General features: G+C 70.2%; 17 protein-coding genes. 7 read left to right on the top strand and 10 right to left on the bottom strand.

Translation table 11 applies throughout. The features are described from left to right. The first annotated feature begins 2 nt into the window (after nt 1-2). The 3 genes from AB0I77_RS06115 to AB0I77_RS06105 are packed head-to-tail and all read left to right on the top strand — an operon-like array spanning nt 3 to nt 3,050. Nucleotides 3-971 carry an ABC transporter permease gene (locus AB0I77_RS06115; RefSeq protein ID WP_363281587.1) on the top strand — a complete coding sequence of 323 codons (969 nt, stop codon included), beginning with the start codon at nt 3-5 and terminating at the stop codon, nt 969-971. Then, nucleotides 964-2,010 (top strand): ABC transporter ATP-binding protein, encoded by a 1,047-nt coding sequence (locus AB0I77_RS06110; protein WP_363281169.1) that lies wholly within the window; start codon nt 964-966, stop codon nt 2,008-2,010. Before AB0I77_RS06115 ends, AB0I77_RS06110 begins: the two co-directional genes overlap by 8 nt. Next, nucleotides 2,007-3,050 carry an oligopeptide/dipeptide ABC transporter ATP-binding protein gene (locus AB0I77_RS06105; protein ID WP_363281168.1) on the top strand — a complete coding sequence of 348 codons (1,044 nt, stop codon included), beginning with the start codon at nt 2,007-2,009 and terminating at the stop codon, nt 3,048-3,050. The genes AB0I77_RS06110 and AB0I77_RS06105 overlap by 4 nt, the downstream gene beginning before the upstream one ends. A gap of 16 nt (nt 3,051-3,066) precedes the next feature. Here the strand turns inward: AB0I77_RS06105 and AB0I77_RS06100 are convergent, their stop codons facing one another. Then, nucleotides 3,067-3,879, bottom strand: a complete 813-nt coding sequence (locus AB0I77_RS06100; RefSeq protein ID WP_363281167.1) for an SAM-dependent methyltransferase — start codon at nt 3,877-3,879, stop codon at nt 3,067-3,069. A 48-nt stretch (nt 3,880-3,927) separates the two neighbouring features. On the opposite strand from AB0I77_RS06100, the gene AB0I77_RS06095 reads away from it, so the two are divergent. Next, nucleotides 3,928-5,385: a SpoIIE family protein phosphatase gene (locus tag AB0I77_RS06095; protein WP_363281165.1), complete on the top strand. Its 1,458-nt coding sequence runs from the start codon at nt 3,928-3,930 to the stop codon at nt 5,383-5,385. A 59-nt stretch (nt 5,386-5,444) separates the two neighbouring features. Beyond that, nucleotides 5,445-6,566: an acyltransferase family protein gene (locus AB0I77_RS06090; RefSeq protein WP_363281164.1), complete on the top strand. Its 1,122-nt coding sequence runs from the start codon at nt 5,445-5,447 to the stop codon at nt 6,564-6,566. 48 nt (nt 6,567-6,614) lie between these two features. On the opposite strand, the gene htpG is transcribed toward AB0I77_RS06090, so the two are convergent. Next, nucleotides 6,615-8,513, bottom strand: coding sequence for a molecular chaperone HtpG (htpG, locus tag AB0I77_RS06085; RefSeq protein ID WP_363281163.1), 1,899 nt, complete (start codon nt 8,511-8,513; stop codon nt 6,615-6,617). Nucleotides 8,514-8,709: 196 nt separating this feature from the next. On the opposite strand from htpG, the gene AB0I77_RS06080 reads away from it, so the two are divergent. Continuing rightward, entirely contained in the window at nt 8,710-9,759 is a 1,050-nt protein-coding gene (locus AB0I77_RS06080; protein ID WP_363281162.1) for an LLM class flavin-dependent oxidoreductase, read from the top strand. Between the two features lie 252 nt (nt 9,760-10,011). On the opposite strand, the gene AB0I77_RS06075 is transcribed toward AB0I77_RS06080, so the two are convergent. The 6 genes from AB0I77_RS06075 to AB0I77_RS06050 form a co-directional block, all read right to left on the bottom strand. After that, nucleotides 10,012-10,683, bottom strand: a complete 672-nt coding sequence (locus AB0I77_RS06075; protein WP_363281161.1) for a lytic polysaccharide monooxygenase — start codon at nt 10,681-10,683, stop codon at nt 10,012-10,014. A gap of 176 nt (nt 10,684-10,859) precedes the next feature. Further along, nucleotides 10,860-14,096, bottom strand: a complete 3,237-nt coding sequence (locus AB0I77_RS06070; RefSeq protein WP_363281160.1) for an amidohydrolase family protein — start codon at nt 14,094-14,096, stop codon at nt 10,860-10,862. Nucleotides 14,097-14,150: 54 nt separating this feature from the next. Next, the gene (locus AB0I77_RS06065) at nt 14,151-14,792 is read right to left on the bottom strand and encodes a Rid family hydrolase (RefSeq protein WP_363281159.1); all 642 of its coding nucleotides are present in this window, start codon (nt 14,790-14,792) and stop codon (nt 14,151-14,153) included. Continuing rightward, a complete protein-coding gene (locus AB0I77_RS06060; protein WP_363281158.1) occupies nt 14,789-16,399 on the bottom strand; it encodes an FAD-dependent oxidoreductase in 1,611 nt (536 codons plus the stop codon). The genes AB0I77_RS06065 and AB0I77_RS06060 overlap by 4 nt, the downstream gene beginning before the upstream one ends. A 242-nt stretch (nt 16,400-16,641) precedes the next feature. Beyond that, nucleotides 16,642-18,057 (bottom strand): DEAD/DEAH box helicase, encoded by a 1,416-nt coding sequence (locus tag AB0I77_RS06055; RefSeq protein ID WP_363281156.1) that lies wholly within the window; start codon nt 18,055-18,057, stop codon nt 16,642-16,644. Between the two features lie 148 nt (nt 18,058-18,205). After that, nucleotides 18,206-18,409 carry a cold-shock protein gene (locus AB0I77_RS06050; RefSeq protein WP_035796868.1) on the bottom strand — a complete coding sequence of 68 codons (204 nt, stop codon included), beginning with the start codon at nt 18,407-18,409 and terminating at the stop codon, nt 18,206-18,208. Nucleotides 18,410-18,738: 329 nt separating this feature from the next. On the opposite strand from AB0I77_RS06050, the gene AB0I77_RS06045 reads away from it, so the two are divergent. Further along, entirely contained in the window at nt 18,739-19,929 is a 1,191-nt protein-coding gene (locus AB0I77_RS06045; RefSeq protein WP_363281155.1) for an acyl-CoA dehydrogenase family protein, read from the top strand. A 4-nt stretch (nt 19,930-19,933) separates the two neighbouring features. On the opposite strand, the gene AB0I77_RS06040 is transcribed toward AB0I77_RS06045, so the two are convergent. Next, nucleotides 19,934-20,713 (bottom strand): carbohydrate ABC transporter permease, encoded by a 780-nt coding sequence (locus AB0I77_RS06040; protein ID WP_363281586.1) that lies wholly within the window; start codon nt 20,711-20,713, stop codon nt 19,934-19,936. Nucleotides 20,714-20,763: 50 nt separating this feature from the next. After that, entirely contained in the window at nt 20,764-21,690 is a 927-nt protein-coding gene (locus tag AB0I77_RS06035; RefSeq protein WP_363281585.1) for a sugar ABC transporter permease, read from the bottom strand. Nucleotides 21,691-21,723 lie beyond the last annotated feature (33 nt).

Here is a 21,723-nt window from a genome sequence, read left to right as displayed (position 1 = left end):
TCATGCTCTCCTTCGCGCTCAAGCGCTTCGCCTCGGCCCTGTTCGTGATGTTCGCCATCAGCATCCTGGTCTTCCTGATCTTCTTCGCCACCCCCGGAGTCGATCCCGCGGCCCGCATCGCGGGACGCAACGCCGACCCGGCCACGCTCGCCCAGGTCCGGCACTCCTTCGGCCTCGACCGCCCGATGCCCGTCCGCTATCTGCTGATGATGCGTCACCTGCTGGTCGACCGCGACCTGGAGTCGTTCGTCAACCGGGGCTCCCGCGTCATCCCGCAGATCGTGCAGGCGATGCCGGTGACGCTGTCGCTCGTGGTGGGGGCGGCGGTCCTCTGGATGGCCGTCGGCATCATCATGGGCACGGCCGCGGCGACCCTGCGCGGCACGGCCGTCGACCCGCTGATCATGCTGGTCGGCGTGGTCGGCGTCTCGCTGCCGGCCTACTGGCTCGGCGAGGTCGTCAACCTCATCACCCAGAAGCAGTTGCACGACTCGGTGTTCTCCTGGGTGCCGCCACCCGGATACGTCGGCCTGAGCGACAACGTCGGCCAGTGGGCGTTGCACATGCTCTTCCCCTGGCTGACCCTGGCCCTGCTGTACGCCGGTATCTACGCCAGGCTGCTGCGCGGCGAGGTCGTCACCGCGCTGAACGAGGACTATGTCCGCACCGCGCGCGCCAAGGGCCTGTCCGAGCGGCGGATCCTGATCCGGCACGCCCTGCGCTGCTCGCTGATCCCGATCGTGTCGCTGTTCGGCCTGGACTTCGGCGCGCTCGTGGGCGGCGCCGCCCTGCTCACCGAGGTCGTCTTCGGCCTGCCCGGCATCGGCAAGCTCACCTTCGACGCCCTGCAGAACCTGGACCTGCCCGTGATCATGGGGACCGTCCTGTACGCGGCGTTCTTCGTGGTCCTCGCCAACGCACTGGTGGACATCCTGTACGCGCGAATCGACCCGAGGGCCCGCCATGCCTGAACCCCTGTTGGAAGTACGTGACCTGCGGGTCTCCTTCCGCACCCGCACCGGCCCGGTCACGGCCGTCGACGGCCTCTCCTTCTCCGTCACGCCCGGCGAGATCCTGGGCGTGGTGGGCGAGTCGGGCTCGGGCAAGAGCGTGTCGATGCTGGCCGTACTGCGGCTGCTGACCAACCCGAACGTGACCGTGTCGGGCGAAGTCCTCTTCCGCGGGCAGGACCTGCTCGCTCTCCCGGACAAGCGGATGCGCGCGATACGGGGCCGGGAGATCGCCATGGTCTTCCAGGACCCGATGACCGCGCTGACCCCCGTCTACACCGTGGGCTGGCAGATCGCCGAACAGATACGGGCGCACGAACAGGTGTCCCGGAGGGCGGCGCACGCGCGCGCGGTGGAGCTGCTGTCCGATGTCGGCATCCCCGACGCGGCCTCCAGGGCGAAGTCGTACCCGCACGAGTTCTCCGGCGGCATGCGCCAGCGGGTGGTCATCGCGATGGCCCTCTCCTGCGGCCCCGCACTGCTCATCGCCGACGAGCCGACCACGGCGCTCGACGTGACCGTGCAGGCGCAGATCCTCGACCTGATGCGCGAGCTCAACGCGCGCGGATCGGCCGTCGTACTCATCACGCACGACATGGGCGTGATCTCCCAGATCGCCGACCGGGTCCTGGTCATGTACGGCGGCCGGGCGGCCGAGGAGGGCCCGCGCCGGGCCGTGTTCCACGGTCCGCGGCACCCCTACACCTGGGGGCTGCTCGACTCGGTGCCCCGCGTCGGGGGTCCCCGGCTGAGGCGGCTGCCCACCATCGCGGGCGTGCCCGTCTCGCCCGGGAGCCTGCCGGAGGGGTGCGCCTTCTCGCCGCGCTGCCGCCTGCGGCACGACCGGTGCGACGAACGCCCCGCACTCGCCGCGGGCAACGGTGACACCGCGCACCGCGACGCCTGCTGGCTGGCCCCCGACGATCGTGCGGCGCTGCGCCTGACGGCACGGGCCGCCGCGATCGACGTACCGGACGTGGCAAGGGAGACGACATCGTGACGGCGCAGAACTTCGCGACAGTGGACGACGACAGCGCCGCCCCGCCGGGCGGCGAGGTGCTGCTGCGCGCCACGGACGTCACCAAGCACTACCCGCTGCGTGCGGAGGCGCTGTCCCGGCGCCGCAGGGTGCTGCGCGCCGTGGACGGAGTCTCCCTGGAGGTGCACGCCGGCGAAACGCTCGGCATCGTCGGCGAGTCGGGCTGCGGCAAGTCCACCCTGGGCCGCTGCCTGGTCCGGCTCACCGAACTCACCGGCGGCCGGGTCGAGTTCGACGGGCAGGACATCACCACCCTGTCCGCACGCCGGCTGCGCCCCGTACGTCCGGGGATGCAGCTGGTCTTCCAGGACCCGCAGGCCTCGCTCAACCCCCGCCGCCGCGCCGGGGACATCGTGGCCGAGCCCCTGCTCGTGCACCGCTACGGGGACGGCGCCGCGGTCCGCCGCCGGGTCGCCGAGCTGTTCGACGTCGTAGGACTGGCCGCGGCGCATCTGGACCGCTATCCGCACGAGTTCTCCGGCGGCCAGCGCCAGCGCATCGGCATCGCCCGGGCGCTGGCCACCGCCCCGAAGCTGATCGTCGCCGACGAACCGGTGTCCGCCCTCGACGTGTCGATCCAGGCCCAGGTACTGAACCTCTTCGCCGACCTCCAGGAGGAGTTCGCGCTCACCTACGTCTTCATCGCCCACGACCTCGGCGTGGTCCGGCATGTGTCGGACCGGATCGCCGTCATGTACCTCGGCGAGATCGTCGAACTCGCCGAGACGGAGGCGCTGTACAAGTCACCCGCTCACCCCTACACGCAGGCGCTGTTGTCCGCGGTCCCGGACATCGACGACGGCACCCCTTCGGTGGACGGACCACGCGGGGAACGCATCGTCCTGACCGGCGAAGTGCCCAACCCGGTGGACAAGCCGACGGGCTGTACGTTCCGCACCCGCTGCCCGTACGCCCGTGAGCGCTGTGCGGTGGAACGTCCCGCGCTCACCCGCACGCCGTCCGGCCGGCACACCGCCTGCCACTACCCGCTGATCGACTGACCGCCCGCCGCTTGCCTCAGGAACGCTTGCGGCCGACGCCCGCGTACACCCAGTACTCCGACGGATTGTCCGGGACGCCCTCGCCCGGGTCCGGGCGCCACAGGGGTACGTAGACCAGGCCGGGTTCCTCGAGGTCGAAGCCGTCGAACAGCCCGAGGATCGCGTCGTGGGAGCGCGGGGTGACCGGCGAGGTGGCCCTGGACCGGTACAGCTGTCCCACGGCGGCGGCCGTGTCCGGGCGGTCCTGGTTGGTGGCATGGGACAGCGCCAGCCGGCTCCCCTCGGGCAGGGCGTCCCGGAAGGCGGCCACAATGCCGGCCGGGTCCTCCTCCGCGGTGACGAAGTGCAGGATCGTGATCATCAGTACGGCGACGGGCTGATCGAAGTCGATCAGTTTCCGCACCTGCGGGGAGGACAGGATGTCGGCCGGCCGGCGGATGTCCCCGTCGACGATGTCCGCGTCCGGATTGCCGGCGAGCAAGGCAGCGCTGTGGGCCACGGCCACCGGGTCGTTGTCCACGTAGACCACGCGGGCCCCGGGGCTGGCCTGCTGCGCCACCTCGTGGACGTTGCCCTGGGTGGGGATGCCCGACCCGAGGTCGATGAACTGCCGCACCCCGGCCGCCACCAGGAAGCGCACCGCCCGACCCAGAAAGGCGCGGTTGGCCCGGGCCAGCGTGCGCACCTGGGGGTCGATGGCCGTGAAGGCCGCCACCGCCTCCCGGTCGATGGCGAAGTTGTGCTGCCCGCCCAGCATGGCGTCGTACATGCGCGCGACACTCGCCTTGTCGGGGTCGACCCCCTGCGGTAGACCTTCACTGCCCGCCACGACAACAACTCCCTGTCTGTTCTGGGGTGTTGACGCGACATCCTATAGTTGCCGACGACGCGGCGAGGAGATGTCCATGCCACGCGGCCGAAGCCTACCCCCAGCCGGAAGGGCGCGATCCTGCGGAACGAAGCTCGCAGCCACAGCGACCACGCACCTCCCGCCGCGCACTCGCGCCGCCGGCCGACCTTCTCCCCCGCTGCCGACGTCATCGGCTCGGAACTCGATCTGAACCTGACCGGCAGCCACGTCGTGCACGCGCTGACGCCCGGGTTCTGCGACGCCGCGTCGGTCTATCTGCTGGAGCGCTGGCGACTCGAGGAGAACGCGTACCTCGCCCCGGATCCGCCCCAGGTCGAGGCCCGCAGGCTGGCGCTGCGTGTGAGAGCCGATCCACCGGAGGTCTGGGAGGGTGTGCTGCCGGTCGGCGAGGTGATCGTCTTCCCGCGCGAGACTCCGTACGCGCGCGCCCTCGCCGCCGGGCGGACGCAGTTGCTCGACGCGGTCGACTCCCACACGTCCGAGCGGCTCATCGCCTCCGGGGCCGGCGACACCCGCGTCGCCGCCATCCTGCGGGCGACCTCCTTCCTCGTCGTCCCGCTGCATCTGCGCGGCACCGCCGTCGGCTTCATCGCCTGCACCCGCGGCCCGGACAGGGCACCGTTCCTGCCCGGCGACGCCGTGGCCGTCGAGTCGCTCGCCGCGCGCGCCGGCGTGGCCCTGGACAACGCACGCCGCTACCAACGCGAGCGCCGCACCGCGCTGGCCATCCGCCGCAGCCTGCTGCCCGCCACGGCCCAGGAGTTCGAGGGCTGCCGGATCGCCCACGGCTACCTCCCCGCCGGCCAGGACAACATCATCGGCGGCGACTGGTTCGACGTGCTGGCGCGGCCGGGAGGCCAGGTCGGGCTGATCGTCGGGGATGCCATGGGGCACGGTCCAGAGTCGGCCGTCGCCATGATCCAACTGCGCACCGCCTTACGCACCTTGGCGGGGCTCGACATCCCCCCGGCCGAGCTGATGCGACGGCTCGACCTGCTCGCCTGTGACACACCGGGGGCTTCCTTCGCCACCTGCATGTACGCCGAGTGGGACGCGCGGCGCCACAGCTGCGCCTTCGTCGGAGCCGGCCATCCACCGCCGCTGATCCGCGGCCCGGGCGGGCCCGCCACACCGGTCTCACTCACCAGCGCGGGACTGCCGCTGGGACTCGGCACGGGCACCTACGAACCCACGGTGGTGCAGGTCCCCGAACCCGCGCTGCTCCTGCTGTACAGCGACGGCCTGGTCGAGTCCCGAGAAGCCGACATCGACCAGGGCATCGCCCGCCTCGCCGGGCACCTCGACGCGCAGAGCGTCGAACCCGCCGGCGGCCCGGACAGCCTGCGATCACTGTGCCAGGGGCTGCTTCAGCGCACCTCCCCCACCGGCGGCGCGGACGACCGAACGCTCCTGCTCGCCGAACTGATCCCCGCGAAGGACGCGACTCCGCTTCCGCTCCTGTGAGTCACGCCACAACCTCGTGCGAGATGTTTGCGGCGGCGAAAGTCGGTGAGGCGCGTCGGATGCCGCCCCCTCACACCTCGGCCGCCGTCGACGACGCTGTCTCGGACGGGACAGCTTCAGCGGCGCGGACCCCACTCGAGCCACCGAAGCAGCGCGACGCCTTCTTTGACAACGCCAAGTATCTGGCCATCGTCCTGGTGGCGATGGGCCACGCCTGGGAGCCGCTGCGCTCCGACAGCCGGACGGTCACCGCGCTTTACATGATCGTCTACGCCTTCCACATGCCGGCGTTCATCATCATGTCCGGCTACTTCTCCCGTGGCTTCGACGCAACTCCGCAGAAGGTCAAGCGTCTGGTCACCGGCGTCGTCGTCCCCTACGTCGTCTTCGAGACGGCGTACACCCTCTTCACGCGGTGGACGGACGGCGAACCGGACCGGCCGATCAGCCTGCTGGATCCCCTGTATCTGACGTGGTTCCTGGCGGCCCTTTTCATCTGGCGGCTGACCACCCCGATCTGGAAGAGCGTCCGCTGGCCGATGCCGCTCGCGCTCGCCGTCGCGATGCTGGCGACCCTCTCGCCCATCGGCGGCGACCTCGATCTGCCGAGAACCCTGCAGTTCCTGCCGTACTTCGTCCTGGGCCTGTGCCTGAAGCCGGAGCACTTCCGGCTCGTGCGCCGGCGCGCGGCGCGCGTCCTGGCCGTGCCGGTGTTCGCCTGCGCCCTCGCCGTGGCGTACTGGGTGGTGCCGCGGATGGACTACGGCTGGTTCTTCCACCGCGACACCGCCGCGGACTTCGGCGTACCGGACTGGTACGGCCCGGTGATGACCCTGGCCCTCTTCGGCTGCTCGGTGACGCTGGTCGCCTGCTTCCTCGCCTGGGTGCCCGGGCGCCGGACGTGGTTCACCACGCTGGGCGCCGGCACCCTCTACGGCTACCTGCTGCACGGCTTCGTCGCCCAGATCTCCAAGCCCTGGGGCTGGTACGACCCGGCCTGGATCTACCAGCCGCTCGGGGCCGTCACCGTCACCGTCGTCGCCGCCGCGGTCGTGACGGCGCTGTGCACCGCGCCCGTCCGGCGGGTGTTCCGGTTCGCGATGGAACCGGACATGGGGTGGGCATTCCGGCGAGCGGCGCCCGCCCCGACCGGCGGCGGCGGTACCACCGTGCGTGGGTGAGACGCACGGACGCAGCCGCCACCGGCCGTCGCGGTGAGGTCCCCCGCACTACAGCGTGCGCTCCAGGCGGTCCGCCACCAGCTTGACGAAACGGGCGGGTTCCTTCGGCTGACCGCCCTCGGCGAGCACCGCGAGGGCGTGGAGCAGTTCGGCGGTCTCGGCGACCCGCGCGCGGTCCCCGCCCTCCTTGTAGGACTGGTTCAGGCTCTTCACCAGCAGGTGGTCGGGGTTGAGTTCGAGGATCCGCTGGGTGCGCGGCACCTCCTGGCCCATCGCGCGGTACATGTTCTCCAACGCGGGCGTGAGGTCGTTCGCGTCCGAGACGACGCAGGCCGGGGAGACGGTCAGGCGCGACGAGAGGCGCACCTCCTTGATGTCCCCGTCCAGTTGCTCCTTCATCCAGCCGAGCAGCCCGGCGAACTCCTCGCTCTGCTTCTCCCGCTCGGCGTCGGCCTGCTCGTCCCCCTGGGCGCCGAGGTCGATCTCGCCCTTGGCGACGGAGCGCAGCCGCTTGCCCTCGTACTCGCCCACGGCGTCGACCCACACCTCGTCGACGCCGTCGGTGAGCAGCAGGACCTCCAGGCCCTTGGCCCGGAACGCCTCCATGTGCGGGGAGTTCTCGATGCTCTGCCGGGACTCGCCGGTCAGGTAGTAGATGTCGTCCTGGCCGTCCTTCATCCGCTCCATGTACTGCTTGAGCGTGGTCGGCTCCTCGTCGCCGTTCGTGGACGCGAACGAGGAGACGGCGAGGAGGGCGTCGCGGTTCTCCGAGTCGGTGACCAGTCCCTCCTTCAGGACCGCGCCGAACTCCCGCCAGAAGGTGGTGTAGCGGTCAGGGGCGGACGTCATCAGGTCCTTGACCGTGGACAGGACCTTCTTCGTCAGGCGGCGCTGCATCATCCGGATGTGGCGGTCCTGCTGGAGGATCTCGCGGGACACGTTGAGCGAGAGGTCCTGCGCGTCGACGACTCCCTTGACGAAGCGGAGGTACGGCGGCAGCAGCGCCTCGCAGTCGTCCATGATGAAGACGCGCTTCACATACAGCTGCACGCCGCGCTGGTAGCCCTGCGTGAACAGGTCGTGCGGGGCGTGCGACGGGACGAACAGCAGGGCCTGGTACTCGAAGGTGCCCTCCGCCTGGAGCCGGATGGTCTCCAGCGGCTCACGCCAGTCGTGGCTGATGTGCTTGTACAGCTCGTGGTACTCGTCGTCGGACACCTCCTCGCGCGAGCGGGCCCACAGGGCCTTCATCGAGTTCAGCGTCTCGGGTTCGGGTGCGGCCTCGCCGTCGCTCGCCTCCGGGACCAGCCTGATCGGCCAGGTGATGAAGTCCGAGTACCGCTTGACGATCTCCTTGATCTGCCAGGCGGCGCTGTAGTCGTGGAGCTGGTTCTCGGGGTCCGCGGGCTTGAGGTGCAGCGTGACGGCGGTGCCCTGCGGCGCGTCGTCGGCGCGCTCCAGGGTGTACGTGCCCTCGCCGCGCGAGGTCCAGCGGGTGCCCTGGGTCTCGCCGGCGCGCCTGGTCACCAGGGTCACCTCGTCCGCCACCATGAAGCCGGCGTAGAAGCCGACGCCGAACTGGCCGATGAGGCCCTCGGCTCCGCCCGCGTCCTTGGCCTCCCGCAGTTCCTGGAGGAACGTGGCCGTACCCGAGTTGGCGATGGTGCCGATGAGCCGGCCCACCTCGTCGTACGACATCCCGATGCCGTTGTCCCGCACGGTGAGGGTGCGGGCGTCCTTGTCGATCTCGATCTCGATGTGCAGATCGGACACATCCGCGTCGAGTGTGTCGTCCCGCAAGGATTCGAGACGCAGCTTGTCCAGCGCGTCGGAGGCGTTGGAGACGAGCTCGCGCAGGAAGACATCCTTGTTCGAGTAGACCGAGTGGATCATCAACTGCAGGAGCTGACGGGCCTCTACTTGGAACTCAAACGTTTCGGTCGACATGGTTCGCGTGTACCTCACAGGTCGGAGAGTCACCGGAGCTGGTGTCCCTCACTGTAAAGGCCAGGGGCGTGGTTTCTCACCAGAGAACGGCACAGGGGCACTCGACAGTCGAGGGCCCCCGGCTCACCCTTGGAGCAGAACGACAGGAGCACGACCCGTCCGCACAACGGTTCAGCCCTCTACGGAAGGTGGCCCTGTGAAGTTCAGCTACGCCATGCTCCCCGACTACCCCGTCGAGGAGTCGCTGGCCTCGATCAGACTCGCCGACGAACTCGGCTTCCACGCCTGCTACGCGGCCGACGAGACCTGGCACAAGGATCTGTGGCTGCTGTTCGCCGCAGCCGCCGGACAGACCTCCCGGATCCGCCTGGGACCCAGCGTCTCCCCGGTCACGCTGCGGGAGCCCACCCTGATCGCCCAGGCGCTGGCCACGCTCGACGAGTTGTCCGGCGGGCGCGCGGAGGGCGTGCTGTCCAGCGGGAACTTCGGCCTCCTCGCGCAGTACGGAATCGACTGGGCCGGCACGCGCCCGCTCTCCCGGGTCAAGGAGGCGCTCCATGTGGTGCGCACCTTCCTGGACGACGGAGCCATCACCCACGACGGCGAGTTCTTCTCCTACCAGGGCCTGTTCACCTTCGCCAGGCCGGTCCAGGACCATCTCCCGCTGAAGCTCGGGGCGATGCGCGGCCCCAAGTCCTTCGAGGCCGCAGGCGAGTTGTCGGACGGCTGCCACCACGCGCTGAGCTACACCCGCGAGGCATACGACTACGCGGTACGGCACATCCGGGCGGGAGCCGAACGGGCCGGCAAGGACTGGCGGTCGCTCGACATCGGCGCCTGGGTCGTCCTCGCCACCGGACCCGACTCCGCGGCCGCGAAGGACGCGGCTCGCAGCATGGTCGGCATCTACGCCTCTTCGATGCCGGAGGAACAACTCCGGCGCAACGGCGTGGATCCCGGCGAACTCAAACCGGTCATCGACGCCATCGCCGGCGGCGACCTCGCCCGCGGCATCGAACTGACCACGCCCGACATCGCCGAACGCCTCTCCATCGCCGGCACCCCTCAGGAGTGCCTGGACAAGATCGAGCGGGAGATCGCTCCGAGCGGCGTGAACCACATGATCTGCGCCCTCACCGACCGCACCCTCGTCAAAGCCTTCACCGGACGTGACCTCGAGGACGTGGCCGACGTGAACACGCAGCTCCGCCTCATCCACGACGTGATCATGCCCGCCTTCGGTTGACGACCTCCCGGCCCGTCGGACCTAGGGCCTGTCGTTTGGATCACGCCGCAGACGCGGGGTCTGGCACGCGCATCTGCCGCGTTGTCGTCGGTTGCCGACTCCCCCACGCTCGAACAACCTCGCGCGGGGGGACCCCCATCGCGTCGACGCCCTCCTCCGCCTTGCAGTTGCACGCACCAGACCCCGCTCACCGGCACTGAACAGCGCTGTCGATTTCCTGCGACCTGATCCAAACGACAGGCCCTAGCCTGCTCAGCCGAAGTCCACGTCGCTGCACAGGAAGTAGGTCTGGTCCATGTGCGAGGCCTGCCAGATCGTGTAGACGACGTGACGGCCGCTGAGGCCCGAGGTGCTCACGTCGATCGAGTAGTTCTGGCTGGGTCCGTAGCGGCCGGTGGTGGTGACGAGTTGGAGGTCGTCCCAGGTCAGCGGCTGGGTGGTGGGGTCGAAGCCCTGGCGGGTGACGTAGACGTGGAAGTAGTCCGCGCCGTGGCTGGCCTGGTCGTACAGCTTGAGGGTGAAGTCGTCGGCGACGTTCGTCGTCTTCCAGGCGCCCACGGTGTCCAGGGAGTTGTACCGGCCGCCTTCGGTCCGGCCGCCGCTGCACAACTGACCGTCGGGGACGACCGCCTGGAAGTCGCCGGCGGAGCCGTTGCGGTACAGCCCGTTCCAGTTCCACATGGCGTTGGGGTTGTCCTGCCACGCCTGCCAGCACATGGGGTCTTCCTGCGCCATGGCCGGATTCTGGAAGTCGGATCCCCATCGCAGCCAGCAGCCGTAGTTGCGGGATGCCGGGTCGACGACCGAACCATGGGCGACGGCGGTGCCACTCCAGGGGATCAGGCAGAGCAGCACGGCGGCCAGCGCGCTCAGAGCGAGTGCCGTACGGGATCGGGCTCTCTTGATCGGTTCATGACAACTCATGATCTCGCGCCTTCCGAGGTGAGTGTGAGACTGGGGACGAAGGAGCGTGGGAGCGCTCCCGCAGCATCCAACCTGCGCCTCGGGAAACAGGAACGCAACATTCGATTTGGCCACTTTGGAGTGCCGCGCGGGCTCGTGTCCCTACGGGCGTGGACCCGAGCCCGCTCCGGCCAGGCTCAGCCCGCGCTCTCCGGATCGCAGCACCCCTCGCGCCGCATATGGCGGCTGACTTCCAGCCAGTCCTCGGCCGAGGGCGAGGACGAGGACGAGGACGAGGACGACCGTTGTGGGTCGGCATGCCGCGCGGCGGCGGCCCCGAAGGCGTCGACCAGGTCCGCCTGTTCGAAGAGGACTCCGCCGCGGAGGACGGCCACCGTGCGGATCAGGGTGGCGAAGTCGGTGAACGGGTCGCCGTCCACGACGGTGAGGTCGGCGAGCTTGCCCTCCTCCAGTGTGCCCAGGTCGGCGTCGGCACCGAAGACCCGCGCGGGCAGCACCGTGGCGGTGCGCAGCGCCTCGGCCGGTGACAGGCCGGCGCGGTGCAGTGCGCGCAGGGCCAGGTGCAGGTGCAGCCCGACCGGCACGAGCGGCTGGTCCGTGCCGAGCGCGATCAGACCGCCGCCCGCGAGGATCCGCCGGTAGACGCCCAACTCCCTCTGAAGTGTGGCTAGTTGGGCGTCGGTGGGCGACTGCCCGGCCTGCTGGCGGACGAGCACGGTGTCCCACGGCGGCATGAGCGTGGTGACGCGCGGGTCGTCGGCGAGCGCGGGGTCGGCGCCGAGCAGGGGCGCTGCCGTGAACGGGGTGGCGACGAGGTGGAAGCCGGCGCGGGTGTAGATCTCCTCGACATCCTGGTGGGCACGCCCCGTGGCGGAGGTCGCGTGCCCGAACTCCAGGCGCTGGGTGGCCTGAAGATGGGTCGTCAGGTCCTGGCCCAGTTGCACGCCCGGGGTGCACAGGTGGCTGCCGCTGCGCACGCCGAGCCGGTCGTGCGCGAAGTCGGCGGCCTCCTTCATCACCCAGCCGGGGGCCCGTACGTACGTCTTCACGAAGTCCCAGTCCAGCGCCGCCGCGCGGGCCAGCGAGCGGCGCAGGCCCTGGTGGGTGCGGTGGGCGCGGCCCATGCTGTAGGCGACGCGCGCCCCGTCGAGCAGTTCGCCGGTGGCCAGCAGCCGGGGTCCGGCGAGGACTCCGGCGGCGACGGCCTCCCGGATGCGTGCCTGCTCGTAGGCGAACCCGCCCAGCGAGACGGCCGTCGTGATGCCGTACGCCACTTGGAGCGCGGTCTGGCGTCCGCCGTAGGTGCTCTGCCAGGGGTGGGTGTGCGCGTCCCACAGGCCCGGGATCACGGTGCGCTCGCTCGCGTCGACCTGGCGTGCGGCCGGGCGGCCGGCCCGGTGCGGGGACACCTCCGATATCCGGCCGTCGCGGATCACGACATCGATGTCCTCGCGGACGTCCGGCCCGGTGCCGTCCCAGAAGCGGCCGGCGTGCACGACCGTGTCGGCCGGCCGCGGTCTGCGGTAGTCCAGCGGGACGCGGACGGTACGGGCCTTGCCACTGCCGATGTCGATCAGGCGCAGGGTGCCTGCGGAGAGGTAGAGGAGGGTGCGGGCGTCCGCGGACCAGGACGGATGGTCGGCGGGCTCGGTGGTGAGCGCGCGGGGTTCGCCGTCGGGGCTGCCGTCGGCGCGGACCGGCAGCAGCCACAGCGCCGACTCGGCGACGACGGCCATCCAGCGGCCGTCCGGGGACCAGACGGGGCCACTGGCGTAGCGGTCGGAGAGCGAGGTGTGCGGGGCGAGGGCGTGCAGGGCGGCGGTTCCGGTGGCGGTGTCGACGACCCGGATGAGGTTGTAGCCCTCACGGAAGCGCTGGTTGAGGCGATTGCGGTCGCACAGTGCGAGGTACCGGCCGTCGGGCGACCAGCTGGGGCGGCCGGGCAGGCCGCCCGCGCCGAGCGGTGCGGCCAGGTTGCGTTCGCTGCCGTCGGGCAGGTCGCGCACGATCAGGTTGCCGGACATGTCCAGGCAGGCCAGCCGCGTCCCGTCGGGCGAGAGGGCGGGGAAGACCCGGCCGCCCTCGGCGAGCAGGGTCTCCTCGCCGGAGTCGAGGTCGCGGCGCCGTACGGCGAACAGTCCGTCGCGGTCGTCGGCGTACACCAGCGCCGTGCCGTCGGGCGTCCAGGTCGGGGCCAATACATAGCGTGTCGTGGGGACTTGAAGGACCTTGCGGGGTGCACGGCCGCCCGTGGTGTCGGTGGTCCACAGGGCGTTGAGCGCGGCGAAGGCGACGCGGCGGCCGTCCGGTGACAGGGCGGGCAGGTGCAGCGCGCGGACAGGGCGGGCGCCGGCGCCCTCGAAGTCGTACGCCTTGCCACGGTAGTTGGGTCGGTTCACGGGCAGCGTGGCCGTGAACGGGATCTCCTCGCCGTCGCCCGGCGCGTCCGGGTCGAGCAGGCGGAAGTGTCCGTCGACCGTGAGGAGCAGGCGCTCGCCGTCCGTCCAGCGGGGCGGTGCGGGGAGGAGATCGCCCGCGACGGCGACCGGATCGCCGTCCACGACGAGGGTGCTGGAGGCGGCGGGCGAGGCCGTGGTGCGCAGGTAGGCGAGACGGCCGGCGGGCGAGACGGCGGGGGTCATGAGCTGGGCGCCGGAGTCGTCGGTGTGCTCGGTGGTGACCGCACCCGAGCCGTCGGCGGCCACCGACGCGACGGTGTCCGATCGGAGGGCGCCCGCAGCGGTGACGGCCGCGCGCACGAACAGCACCCGCTCGCCGTCGGCCGACCAGGTCGGATCGAAGTCCTCCCAGGCGGCGCCCTGCCCGGGACCCTGCTGGCCGGGGCGTCCGGTGAGCCGGGTCAGCGCGCCGGTGCGCACGTCAAGGACCCAGACGCGGTACGGGGAGCCGCTCACGGTGTCGCCCCCGCGCTCGGAGGCGAACGCGATCCGGGTGCCGTCCGGCGACCAGGCCGGACCCCGGTCGTCCCACGGCCCGTCGGTGAGCTGCCGCGTCCCGGTGCCGTCGGGCCGTAACGTCCAGAGGTGGAAGCCTCCGCCGCGATAGGCGCAGACGACGAGACGGTTGCCGTCGGGCGAGAACTGCGGGCGGGTGGGTTCGAGGCCGGGCGGGGTCAGCGCGACCGCGGCACCGCCCTCCCGCGGAACGGACCAGAGCACGTTCTGGACCTCGGCGACCAGCCGGTCACCGGACGGGGCGAGGGTCGCCGAGCCGCCCGTGGCGGCGGTGAAGGAGAGCGTGGTGGTGCCGGAAGCGGCGGCCCCGGCCGGCGTGCCTACGGTGACGAGCGCGGTGGCCGCGGCGGTGGTCTGGAGGAATCTGCGGCGGGAGAGAGGGCCGAGACGAGGGGCGCTCGAGCTGTTCGAGGCGGCTGAGGTGTCTTCGATGTCCACGGAAGCTCCCAGTGCACGGGGGTGGTGTGCCGGACAGGAGAGACCACTACCCGGTCAGTGCTTGCCGTACGTCGCGGTGACCTCGACCTCCACCAGCCAGCCCTTGACGGCCAGTGAGGCGACCTCCATCGTGGCCCGTGCCGGGCGGGCCTTGTTGGCGAGCAGCGGCGGCTTCGGGGCGGACGTGCCCATCGGCACCGGCACGACCTGATGAGTCGTCAGGTCGATGTTGGCGAAGTACTGCCGGTACGCGCGGTTCCAGCCCACGTAGTCGGCGCTCTCGGCGCCGGGCGGCTTCATCAGGTAGCACTTCATCGTGATGACATGGGCCGGGGTGAGCCCCGCGGCCTCCAGGTTGGTCTTGATGTTGCGCAGCACGACGAGCGCCTGCGCCTCGGTGATCGTGACGCCTTCGGCGCCCTCGGTGAGGGCGGGGTCGGTGTAGCGCTCCGGAGTCCCCTCCGGCGCCGAGGGGTTGAGCGCGGTGGGCCCGAGGCCGCTGCTCTGGTAGACGGCCACCTCCCCGCCGGTCGCCACGCCGTTCGCGATAGCGGGATTGGACTGGCCGTCGGGCAGCATGACGCGCACCTCCCTCGGGCCGGGCCACCAGCCCCGGGCGTCGGCGAGCGCGGTGCCGCCCGTGAGGAGCGAGGCGGTCAGGACCGTGCCCATGACAACCTTCGTACGCCGGTTCATGCGGCCATCACCTTCTCGTGGATGTCGGTCACGACCTTGCGGGCCGAGCTGAACGCGCCGTGCTGCCAGGCGATGACGTGGCTGAGCCAGTCCCCGGCGAAGTGCACGTGCCCTGCGGACTGGTTGAGGAGCTTGTACTCCGGGCCGTCCTGCGAGGGCCAGCCCACCCAGCCGGCCTCGATGTGCGGGGTGCGGTGCCAGGCCACGCTGAAGGCGTGTTCGAGTTCGGTGCGGTACTTCTCGCCGTGGATCTTCACACCGCGGCTCACCGCCCGCGCCACCCGTTCCTCGTGCGGCAGGGCGCTGTAGGCGAGGGCGTTCGCGCCGAAGTTGTAGTAGCCGATGAGGGTGCCGCGGCGGCCGAAGTAGCCGTACGACGGGTACCAGATGGTGGCCAGGTCCGTGTCGGTGGGTGTGATCCCGCCGTAGATGTGCTCGTCGGTCTCCCACCAGCGGCTGCCGTACTCCAGGCCCACCTTGCCGACGGGTGTCGCGACCGGGTACTTAAGCGCGGCGGTGACGTTCGCGCCGAGGTTGTGCTTGATGCGGGCCATGACCATGGGCGGTACGGCGGCGACGACGAAGTCGGCGTGCCGGGTGCGGATACGGCCCCGGTCGTCCTTGTAGGTGACCTCGGCGCCGTCCGGCAGGTCCTTGACCTCCAGCGCCTCGGCGCCGTACGTGATCCGGTCCCGCCCGATGGCCTCGGCCAGGGCGTACGGGATGGCGTCCATGCCGCCCACCGGCTGGAACATGAGCATGGCCTGGTCGTAGCCGAACTCGAAGGAGAAGCGCTGCCCGACGCCGCTGGCGATGACGTCCGACAGCGAGGGCACCGGCCCCAGCGCTGTGCCGGCCTCGAAGGCGGCACCGGGCTCGACGGAGTAGCCGCGCCGGTCGGTGCCGGTGTAGGCGTAGCCGTCCGCCTTGCCCTTGATCGCGCCGAAGTTCTGCAGGAAGGCGATCAGACCCTCCTTGTCGGCGGCGGTGAGCCGCGCGTCCAGGGCGCCCTGGTCGGTGGCCTTGGCGAGCAGTTCGGAGACGTAGCCGTAGACGTCGGCCTTCGCGGTGCGCCAGCGCATCGGCTGCCCCGCGAGGGCGGCGCTGTTCTCGTGGTAGATGTACGCGTTGGCGTTCTGGTTGGTGAACACCTCGACGGGGACGCCGAGTTCATGGCAGTACTCGAGCGTGACGTGCGACTGGGGCAGCCGGGCCGGGCCCGCGTTCATGTACTGGCCCTTGGAGAACGACGCGGTCTGCCGGCGCCCGTCCAGATCGGTCAGCGAAGTGCCGCCCCGCACCGTCCAGTTGCGGCCGCCGGGCCGGTCCTTCGCCTCCAGGATCCGGCAGTCGTAGCCGGCCTTGCCGAGTTCGTACGCGGTGGCCAGGCCGGCGATGCCGCCGCCGAGTATGAGGACCTTCTTGGCGCTGCGCCCGCTGAGCGCGAAGTCGTTCCTGCTCGGCGCCCGGTACTCCGCTGCCCGTACGTCCGGCACCGGCGCGAGGCCCAGCGCGCCCATCGCCGAGTAGAGCACTCCGGCGCCACCCGCGATCCCGACGGAACGCAGGAAATCGCGCCGAGATGCCGTGGATCTCTCCCCAACCATCCACTCCTCCTCACCCGCGCCCGCGCTGCGGCCCGGACGCGACGTCCGATCAACCCGGTCACGTGGGGGGAGTGAGCTACTGATGAGACCGGAGGTGCCATATGAGCCTCCGTCAGGAGTGTTACAGCGCGATACCGATGACGTATCCATGGCATGAGCATGAAAACGTCAGGGCGTCAGGCGTCAGGTGCCAGGTGGTCATGTCCCCGTGCCCGCAAGGGAGTTGTCGGTCCGGGCTCGGCCTATGCGCCACGACGGATCCGGGCCGCCTTGCGGGCCTCGGCGGTCTGACGGGCCTCGGCGGACCGGCGGGTCTCGCCACCGGGCCGGCCCTGGCGGGTGCCCATACCGCGGAAGGGGGTGCCGCCGCGCTTCGGGGGTTCGGTCACCGGCCCGCTGCCGCCGACCGGGACACCTGAGGGTGCCTGGGCGCCCGTGATGCGGCTCAGCTCGGCCTCGCCGGAGCGGATCTGGGTGATCTGCGGTCTGATGCCGGCGTCGGACATCAGACGGGTCATGTCACGTCGCTGGTTGGGCAGGACCAGTGTGACGACGCTGCCGGACTCACCGGCGCGGGCGGTACGGCCGCCGCGGTGCAGGTAGTCCTTGTGGTCGCCGGGCGGGTCGACGTTGACGACGAGGTCGAGGTCGTCGACGTGGATGCCGCGGGCGGCGACATTGGTCGCCACCAGTGCCGTCACCTGGCCGGTCCTGAACTGCGCCAGGGTGCGGGTGCGCTGGGGCTGCGACTTGCCGCCGTGCAGCGCCGCGGCCCGGACGCCGCTGCTCAGCAGGTGCTTGGTGAACCGGTCGACGGCGTGCTTGGTGTCCAGGAACATGAGCACCCGGCCGTCGCGGGCGGCGATCTCGGTGGCGGTGGCGAGCTTGTCGGCGCCGTGCACATGCAGCACGTGATGTTCCATCGTGGTGACCGTGCCCACCGACGGGTCGACCGAGTGGACCACCGGGTCATGCAGATAGCGGCGGACCAGGAGGTCGATGTTGCGATCGAGGGTGGCCGAGAACAGCATGCGCTGACCGTCGGGGCGCACCTGGTCGAGCAGTGCGGTGACCTGGGGCATGAAGCCCATGTCGGCCATCTGGTCGGCCTCGTCCAGGACGGTGATCCCCACCCGGTCCAGACGGCAGTCCTTGCGCTCGACGAGGTCCATGAGGCGGCCCGGGGTAGCGACGACGACCTCGGCCCCGGCGCGCAGCGCACCGGCCTGCCTTCCGATCGACATGCCGCCGACCACGGTGGCCAGCCGCAGCTTCAGCGACCGGGCATACGGGGTGAGCGCGTCGGTGACCTGCTGGGCCAGCTCGCGGGTGGGGACGAGGATCAGGGCCAGCGGCTTGCGGGCCTCGGCACGCCGTCCGGCGGTGCGTACGAGGAGCGGCAGGCCGAAAGCGAGCGTCTTGCCCGATCCGGTGCGCCCGCGGCCCAGGACGTCGCGGCCCGCGAGGGAGTTCGGCAGCGTGGCGGCCTGGATCGGGAACGGCTCGTTCATGCCGAGGCTGGTGAGCAGTTCCAGCAACTCGACGGGGAGATCCATCTCACCGAAGGTCGCCGCAGCGGGGAGTGCGGGGGTGAGGGTGACCGGCAGCGCGAACTCCCCCTTGGAGAATCGGCCGCCGGCGTGCGCAGATCGGTTCATTGGGAAACCTTCCTCGAATGGGCACGTATCGAGGAATTCCCGGCAGACATGAACCGAATGAACTGCAAGAACGAGCCGATGGAAAAGAAAGAAGCCGGGGCCCCCACCGCAAGGTGCGGGGCCCCAGCTGCCTCATACGCTGCCTACATCAGGCGGGGGTGATGTTCTCCGCCTGGGGGCCCTTCTGGCCCTGCGTGACGTCGAAGTTCACCTTCTGGCCCTCCTGGAGCTCGCGGAAGCCCTGGGTGGCGATGTTCGAGTAGTGGGCGAAGACGTCCGGGCCGCCACCCTCCTGCTCGATGAAGCCGAAGCCCTTTTCCGCGTTGAACCACTTCACGGTGCCAGTAGCCATGTCAAATTCTCCTTGAATCCGGTCCGAAAGAAGACCGGAAATAAAAAAGTGCCCGGCGACATAAACTCGCCGAAGGCACTTGAAGTCTATGGGAACCACAACTGCAAGAGTGGATCGTAGCACGTATTTTTCAACCTGTAGCTACGGATATTGACGACGGTCACCCGCGACCCGGCCGCCGGGAGTTCACCCCCGTGCTCGACACCAACTGCCGTTCATCGCCGCGCCGTTGACAGTGCCGGCGATCCGGGTGACGGTGGTGAGACGCGCCAGTCCACCCGCCCGCCGTCCACCCGCCCGCCGTCCACCCGCCCGCCGGGAGGTCGTTCATGGCTCCGACGTCAGCAGCCGGCCGCGACGCCGGCATCGTCGAACGCGTGCGGGCGCTCCGGCCGCTCATCCGCGAGCACGCGCCACGCACCGAGCGGGACAGGCGGGTGACGGGCGAGGTCGTCGCGGCGCTGTCGGACGCCGGGGTCCACCGGTTGAACGTCCCGCGGCGGTATGGCGGTTACCAGGCCCGGCTGCGCACGCAGGTCGACGCGCTGGCCGAGATCGCCGCCGCGTGCGGTTCGACCGCGTTCACGGCGTCGATCCAGGCCGGCTGCTCCTTCATCGCGGCGCTCTTCCCCGACGAGGCGCAGGACGAGATCTTCACCAGCCCCGACGTGCGGGTCAGCGGCACCCTCATCCCGGACGCCACGGCGGTCCCCACGGACGACGGCTATGTGGTCAACGGCACCTCGGCCTTCGCCACCGGGTGTCAGGACGCGGACTGGCACCTGCTGACCGCCCGGGTCGAGTCCGAGTCCGGTGAGGGGCCGCCCGAGGTGCTGTGGACCGCCGTCCCCATGGCCGATCTGGAGATCCTCGACGACTGGTACGCCTCGGGGCTGGCGGGCAGCGGCAGCAGCAGTGTCGTCGCGCGTGACGTCGTGGTGCCCGCTCACCGCGTCCTGCCGGTCGGGCCACTGCTGCGCGGAGAGTTCCCTTCCAAGGCCAACGCCGACGACCCCTTCTACCGGATGCCCGTCCTGATGCTGTTCTGCGCGTGGACTGCGCCGAACGCTCTCGGCCTGGCGCGGTCGGCCCTGACGGAGTTCACCGAGCGCATCCACCGGCGGGGCATCACCTACACCTTCCACGAGCGGCAGCACGAGGCGGCCGTCACCCATCTGCAAGCGGCCGAGGCGGCGCTGAAGATCTCCTGCGCCGAGCTGCTGACCGGCGATTTCGTCTCACGGATCGAGTCGCGGACACAGACCGGCGATCCGTACACGCAGGAGGAGCGGGCCCGGATCCGGGCGCAGAGCGGCTACGTGACGCGGCTGTGCAAGGAGGCCGTCGACCTCATAGGCTCCGCCTCCGGAGCCTCCTCCCTGCGCCGGGAGGTGCCTGTCCAGCGGGCCGTCCGTGACCTGCACGCGCTGAGCCTCCACTCGTTCGTGAACCCCGCCACCAACCTGGAGCTGTACGGCCGGGTTCTGTCGGGGCTCGACGCGGGCACGCCCTTCCTGTGAGCCGTCAGCGCAGGGCCCCCTTCGTGGCGTCGGCGATGAACCCGCGCGCGAAGAAGGTGAACACCAGCACCAGCGGTACGACCGACAGCAGCACCCCGGACATCACCATGCTGTAGTCGGTGGAGTGGCCGGCGTACAGCTGTGCCAGCGCCACCTGGAGGGTGAGGCGGTCCGGGTTGACCAGCATCACCAACGGCAGGATGTAGTCGTTCCAGGCGGCGATGAAGGTGTAGATGCCGAGGAACGCCAGGGCCGGGCGGACACACGGCAGCACCACGTGCCAGTACAGGCGGAAGAAGCCGGCGCCCTCGATGCGGGCGGCGTCCAGCAGTTCGTCGGGGACGCTGGTGCTGGTGTACTGGCGCATCCAGAAGATGCCGAAGGCGTTGGCGGCGGCGGGCACGATGAGCGCCTGGAGCGTGCCCAGCCAGCCCAGCTGCACCATGATCTCGTACTGCGGGATGATCGCCAGCTGGGTCGGCAGGATGTACATCCCGAGCAGGAGGCCGAACAGGTACTTCTTGGCGGGGAAGTCGTACTTGGCGAAGGCGAAGGCGGCCAGGGAGTCGAAGAACAGCACCAGCACTGTCGTGCAGACCGCGACGATCACCGTGTTGGACAGCGCCCCGAAGAAGTCCATCTTGTCGAACAGGTGCTGGATGTTGGTCCCCAGGTTGGAACCGAACCACAGCTTCGGCGGGTAGCTGTAGATGTCCTGCGAGGTGTTCGTCGCCATGACGACGATCCAGTAGAACGGGAACACCGAGATGACGACACCGGTCATCAGGATGGCATGGACGCTCAGCCCGCGGACGCGGTTGCGGTTCTTGCTGTTCACGGCCGTCGCTCCTTTCGCTGCACCAGGCGCCAGTTGACGGTGACGATGAGCAGGATCACCAGGAAGAAGGCCCAGACGATCGCGGCCCCGTAGCCGAAGTCGTTGTTGTCGAAGGCCTGGTGGTAGAAGTACAGCAGCGTGGTCAGACCCGCCTGGCCCGGCCCGCCGGAGTTGGGATTGGTGGAGGCCTCGCTGCCGAACAGCACCTGTGGTTCGGTGAAGCTCTGGAGGCCGGTGACGGTGGAGATCACCACGGTGAACAGGATGATGGGCCGCAGCAGCGGGATGGTGATGGAGAAGAAGATCCGCGCCGGGCCGGCCCCGTCCATCTTGGCCGCCTCGTAGAGCTCCGAGGGGATGGCCTGGAGGCCGGCCAGATAGATGATGGCGTTGTAGCCGGTCCACTGCCAGGTCATCAGCGCCGCGATCACCAGCTTGATCGTCCACTCGTTGCTCATCCACGGCACGGCCGACAGGTTCACCGATTTCAGGATGGCGTTGATCAGGCCGAAGTTGTTGCTGAAGACCGCGCCGAAGAAGATCGCGATGGCCACCAGCGAGGTGATGCTGGGGATGAACAGGGCGACCCGGTAGAACGCCGTCAGGCGCTTGGTGGAGTTCACCAGCACCGCGAGCACCAGCGCCAGGAAGAGCATCGGCACGGTGGACAGCACCCAGATGACGAGGGTGTTGCGGACGGACAGCCAGAACACCTGGTCGTCCCAGAGGAAGCGGAACTGCTGGAACCCGACGAACTGCATGTCCCCGATGCCGTCCCACTTCTGGAACGCGAGGAACACGGTGTAGAGCACCGGAAAGAGCATGAAGACCGTGAAGAGCAGGTAGTACGGCGAGATGGCCAGGTACTGGGGCCAGTGTCTGGCGGCCCGCCGCCGCGGCCCGCGCCGGGCCCCGGCCGACACCGGGCGGACCCGGCGGCCGGGCCGGCCCGGACC

The organism is Streptomyces sp. NPDC050619 (assembly GCF_040654815.1).
In the GTDB taxonomy this organism is placed as follows: Bacteria; Actinomycetota; Actinomycetes; order Streptomycetales; family Streptomycetaceae; genus Streptomyces.
This window is presented reverse-complemented; position numbering and strand designations above follow the sequence as displayed.

Bases quoted from the DNA above. Each gene is read 5' to 3' on its own strand.
- AB0I77_RS06115 (WP_363281587.1), top strand. From the start codon at position 3: ATGCTCTCCTTCGCGCTCAAGCGCTTCGCCTCGGCCCTGTTCGTGATG.
- AB0I77_RS06110 (WP_363281169.1), top strand. From the start codon at position 964: ATGCCTGAACCCCTGTTGGAAGTACGTGACCTGCGGGTCTCCTTCCGC.
- AB0I77_RS06090 (WP_363281164.1), top strand. From the start codon at position 5,445: ATGCCGCCCCCTCACACCTCGGCCGCCGTCGACGACGCTGTCTCGGAC.
- htpG (WP_363281163.1), bottom strand. From the start codon at position 8,513: ATGTCGACCGAAACGTTTGAGTTCCAAGTAGAGGCCCGTCAGCTCCTG.
- AB0I77_RS06075 (WP_363281161.1), bottom strand. From the start codon at position 10,683: ATGAGTTGTCATGAACCGATCAAGAGAGCCCGATCCCGTACGGCACTC.
- AB0I77_RS06065 (WP_363281159.1), bottom strand. From the start codon at position 14,792: ATGAACCGGCGTACGAAGGTTGTCATGGGCACGGTCCTGACCGCCTCG.
- AB0I77_RS06060 (WP_363281158.1), bottom strand. From the start codon at position 16,399: ATGGTTGGGGAGAGATCCACGGCATCTCGGCGCGATTTCCTGCGTTCC.
- AB0I77_RS06055 (WP_363281156.1), bottom strand. From the start codon at position 18,057: ATGAACCGATCTGCGCACGCCGGCGGCCGATTCTCCAAGGGGGAGTTC.
- AB0I77_RS06050 (WP_035796868.1), bottom strand. From the start codon at position 18,409: ATGGCTACTGGCACCGTGAAGTGGTTCAACGCGGAAAAGGGCTTCGGC.
- AB0I77_RS06045 (WP_363281155.1), top strand. From the start codon at position 18,739: ATGGCTCCGACGTCAGCAGCCGGCCGCGACGCCGGCATCGTCGAACGC.
- AB0I77_RS06040 (WP_363281586.1), bottom strand. From the start codon at position 20,713: ATGACCGGTGTCGTCATCTCGGTGTTCCCGTTCTACTGGATCGTCGTC.